This is a genomic window from Acidobacteriota bacterium (genome assembly GCA_022340665.1).
GTDB lineage: Bacteria > Acidobacteriota > Thermoanaerobaculia > Thermoanaerobaculales > Sulfomarinibacteraceae > Sulfomarinibacter.
In genome coordinates this window covers 1-3998 of record JAJDNM010000006.1, presented here as the reverse complement: position 1 = coordinate 3998, position 3998 = coordinate 1, and the positions used below count along the sequence as shown (strand labels likewise).

The 3998-nt window shown below is 62.3% G+C and carries 5 protein-coding genes; 4 read left to right on the top strand and 1 reads right to left on the bottom strand.

Annotated features, from left to right (window positions below; all coding sequences use genetic code 11):
• Positions 1-107: 107 nt before the first annotated feature.
• Positions 108-947, top strand: coding sequence for a hypothetical protein (locus LJE93_00725; protein MCG6947428.1), 840 nt, complete (start codon positions 108-110; stop codon positions 945-947).
• A 55-nt stretch (positions 948-1002) separates the two neighbouring features.
• Here the strand turns inward: LJE93_00725 and LJE93_00720 are convergent, their stop codons facing one another.
• Positions 1003-2658, bottom strand: coding sequence for a SpoIIE family protein phosphatase (locus LJE93_00720; protein ID MCG6947427.1), 1656 nt, complete (start codon positions 2656-2658; stop codon positions 1003-1005).
• A gap of 153 nt (positions 2659-2811) precedes the next feature.
• On the opposite strand from LJE93_00720, the gene LJE93_00715 reads away from it, so the two are divergent.
• From LJE93_00715 to LJE93_00705, 3 genes are all read left to right on the top strand, one after another.
• Positions 2812-3171, top strand: coding sequence for an STAS domain-containing protein (locus LJE93_00715; protein ID MCG6947426.1), 360 nt, complete (start codon positions 2812-2814; stop codon positions 3169-3171).
• A gap of 271 nt (positions 3172-3442) precedes the next feature.
• Complete coding sequence (locus LJE93_00710; protein ID MCG6947425.1) at positions 3443-3607, top strand: hypothetical protein; 165 nt, start codon at positions 3443-3445, stop codon at positions 3605-3607.
• 174 nt (positions 3608-3781) lie between these two features.
• On the top strand, positions 3782-3998 hold a 217-nt coding region (locus LJE93_00705; GenBank protein MCG6947424.1), incomplete at its 3' end, for a hypothetical protein.

Here is a 3998-nt window from a genome sequence, read left to right as displayed (position 1 = left end):
GGCAAATCTCTTGGCCGCCGACGGGCTGTTGACCCTGGCGTAGCCGGAATGCGAGCAACGGAATTCATGAATTGGAGCGTCGAGCGCTCCGACACAATGGAGAAGGAATGATGAAACGAGTTCTTCTGGTGATGTCTGTGGTTACCGCGCTTTCATGTTCCTCGGGCCCCGAAGGATTCCTGGAGATTTCCGGCTGGACGCCCGAGGGCGAGCCTTCCACCTACGACGTTGCAGGACTGTGGGAGCTGATCAACGGCGCCGCCGACACCTTCCTGAGCTACGGCTTCGAGAGCGTGACCGTCCAGAACTACAGCCGGGACGGCGTGACGGCGATGATCTCCGTCTACGACATGGGGCGGCCCCTCAACGCCTTCGGGATGTATCGGACCGAGGCGCCGGCCGAGGAAACCACACTGCCGATCGGCACCGAGGCGGTGGTGTCCCCTCCGTACCAGTGCCTGCTGTTGAAGGACCGGTACTACACCAAGGTCGAGGCCTACGAGGGTGAGATCGATCAAGCCACCGGAGAGGCCCTGTTGACCGAGATCGCCAACGCCCTGCCGGGCGAAGCCGGCCTCCCGCCGGAGTTCGCTGCCCTGCCGATCAACGACATGGTTCCCGGCTCCAGCCAGTACACGCGGGAAGCACTGTACGGCCTGTCCGAGCTCAACGAATGCGTGCACGCTGCCTACGCCGACGATGCCGGGTCCGAGTACCAGGTCTTCGTCCTGATGACGCCGAACGAGGTCGCGGCTGAAGAGGCGTGGACGAAGCTCGCCGCTGTGTGGCAAGAAACCAATCGCGAGGGGGCGACGGTCCTCTTCCGCGAGGTTCCCTACAGCGGATTCATCGGCGTCATCCGCACTAACGGAGGGATCATCGGCGTTGCCAACGCCGCCGATGAGGAGCAGCTTCTGGCTCGGCTGGCACGGCTCACCGCTCAGTAGACCTGATGTCGTGGGCGATTCAGGAAGCAGCGGGTTCGGCTGCCGCGAGCCGAATTCAGGTTGCAGAGCGACGGAGGATCACCAGCGTCCGGTCGTCGTGGTAGGGCACACCTTCGACGAAGGCGTCGACGGTATCGTCGATCGAGGCGGCGAGATCCGCTGGCGCCTGGTCGTGGTTTTGCCCGCAGACGTCGACCAGCCGTTGCCGTCCGAACTCCTCCTGCTCGGGATTGGCCGCCTCGGTGATGCCGTCGGTGTACATGACCATCGAATCGCCGGGATCGAGAGTGGCCTTTGACACTCCGTAGGTGGCCTCCGGCATCAGGCCGAGCGGCATTCCGGTCGGCATCAAAAGCTCAGTACCGCCATCCGATCGAAGCAGGATGGTCGGGTCGTGACCCGCGCTGGCAAATCTGAGGGTGCCGGTTTCGACTGAGAGGATACCGAGAAAGGCGGTCGCGAAGGACTCAACGGGTGTCTTGGCGTTCATCTGCGGAGACACGCGGTTGAAGATTTCTGCCGGTTCCATGTTCTCGCCAAGGTAGGCGTTGACGAGAGCGTCGACATAACCAGTGAGCAACGATGCCCCGATTCCCTTGCCCGAGACGTCTGCGATGATCACAGCCACCTCGTTTGCCGACGGCCTCTCGATCACTTGGTAGTAGTCTCCTGAAACCCCTCTCGAGGGAGTATTCTTGCCGTAGATCTCGAGCCCGGCAACCTGTGGCAATTCTGTTGGTAGCAGCGCTACCTGAATGCGGCGCGCGATCGCCACCTCCTGCTCGAAGCGCCGTCGCTCCGCAGCCTCCTCGGCGAGGGCGAAGTTGCGCAGGCGCAGCGCTGCGGCAGACGCTACAACCGTCAGAAGTTCCATATCGTCTTCCCCGAAAAGGCGGGCGGCAAGATTCGAGCTGAGGACGATCATTCCGATTGCGCCCTCCGGCGTCAGCAACGGCGCGGCGACCAGGGTGCGGACCCCGGAATCCTGCAGGCTTAAAGCCCCCTGGACCATGGGGTCGGTCGAGGCGTCGTGGATGACCGCCGCATGGCCCTTGCCGATGACCTCCTCGGCGAGACTCTTCGATTCCGGAAAGTCGTCGATGCTGTCGACCTGCGAGCGGCTGCTCACCCGTGCCAGACCGCCGTTGTCTGTCAGAAATATGGCTCCGTGCTGGGGCCGAAGGTGAACGAAAACCCGTTCGAGGACATGATCGACAAGCTCTTCGGCAGTCGTCGATTCATCAAGGGCGGTGTGGACGTCGTAGAGTACTCTGAGCCGGTCGGCAGCCCGGCGTAGCTCTTCGACCCCGGAGTCGGAAGGCGCCACGACCTCGATTTCGGACCTGGCGATGATGTCACTGGCGGGGCGGTAAATGGAGAGTTGTGAGTCGGAGAAGGATTGCCCCGACTTGATCGCCTTTTCATCGCGCCCGAAGGTGATCCGCGACATCGACGCGTCGATCACGTCACCGGGGGCGATAGGTGTCTGTCCCGAGATGGTCTTCCCGTTGACACGCGTACCATTGCGCGAACCCATGTCTTCAACGAGCCAACTCTCGTCAGATCTGAATATGCGAACGTGCTGGCGCGAAAGGCACCGGTCGGCGACCGCCAGATCGCAGCGTGACGAGCGTCCGATCACCAGCGAGTCGCCGTCGAACTGGTGATCGAACGGCTCAGCGTCTCCAGGAATCACGTACAGAGTTGTCACCGTGCTCTTGATGGTACACCCATCGACAATCGATGGCGGTACGAGGGCGTCGATCGGGATGGGGCCGTGTTGCGGCAGTGGCCGCGCTTTACACGACGGGCGAATGTTAGACTTGCTGCGTTTATGAACGATCGGGAGGTTTGACGAATTGTCATGAAGCTGAGGTGCGAGCCCGTTGCAGACGTTCCGGACGGTCTCGCCGTCCGTCTCTCGGGCAACCTCGAGGTCGACGGTGCCACCCGACTCTGGGAAGAGCTCACCACCGGCGTGGCCAAAGACTCGCGCTTCTTCATCTTCGACCTCACCGACGTGCCGATCGTCACCAGCGCCGGCATCGGCACCCTGGTTCGGTTTCTCGTCCGCCTTCGCAGTTCCGGTGGCGCGGTCGCGATCTGTGGCTGCAGCGAGAAAATCGAGGAAGTGTTCTCGATCGTCATGCTGACGGACATCCTCCAGGTCTGCGCCAGCGAGGAGGAGGCGCGAGAGCGCCTGCGCACGATCGCATCCGGCTGAGATTGCCGTCAGGAATCACTGTCGGTGGGCGGTTCCCAACCTGGAAATTCTGAGAATCGATTGCATTTCGAGAATTTTCGATCCCCACAAAATCCCCACAACTAAGCCACTGTAGCTTCATTACTTACGAGCCGCCGCGCCCGATCGTGTCGGTATGGGGCAGGCGGCATCACATCACCGATCGCATCTCGGCGCTCGCGGGCTCGCGCCACGGCCGGGGTGCGTTACCCCCACCGGGCACCGCTTTCCTTTCCCGATCAGGGTATGGCTGGTGACCGGCTGGTACCTCCCCAACCGGGGGAGTCATGAATGCGCGGCGGCGGTGCTCATCCACGAGGCCCTCCACTACGCGGGGCTGAGCGAGCAGCCGAGGGACCCGCAGGGCATGCACGCGCGCGACATCGACCGCATGGTCAAGAAGGCCTGCGGATTTTGACGAGCGCCGCCTCGAAATCCTTGCCATGATCCTCTGACAGCTTCGCCCAGACGTATGGAGCTCCCGATCCTGAGTAATAGTGTTTTGGCCGGTGACTAAACTCGTCGGTCAGCCTCCCGTATCGAATAGGATGACGGCCAGGGGCAGTGTCGGCACCCGACCGTGGAGGGACACATGAAGAAATCGGCCCTTTCCATGCTCCTTCTGTTGGTTTCGAGCTCGGCTGCTGCTCAGCTCTCGCACTCGCTGTGGACGTATTTCGAGGGACCGGAGGGGTTCCTGCTGACGAAGGCCGAGAAAAAGGCCTGGAAGGAGGTCGCGAGCGACGAGGAAGCGGAGGCGTTCATCGCTCTCTTCTGGGCGAAACGCGATCCCGACCTGAGCACGCCGG

Excerpts from the sequence above, each read along its gene's own strand:
- LJE93_00725 (MCG6947428.1), top strand. The coding sequence starts at position 108 with ATGATGAAACGAGTTCTTCTGGTGATGTCTGTGGTTACCGCGCTTTCA.
- LJE93_00715 (MCG6947426.1), top strand. The coding sequence starts at position 2,812 with ATGAAGCTGAGGTGCGAGCCCGTTGCAGACGTTCCGGACGGTCTCGCC.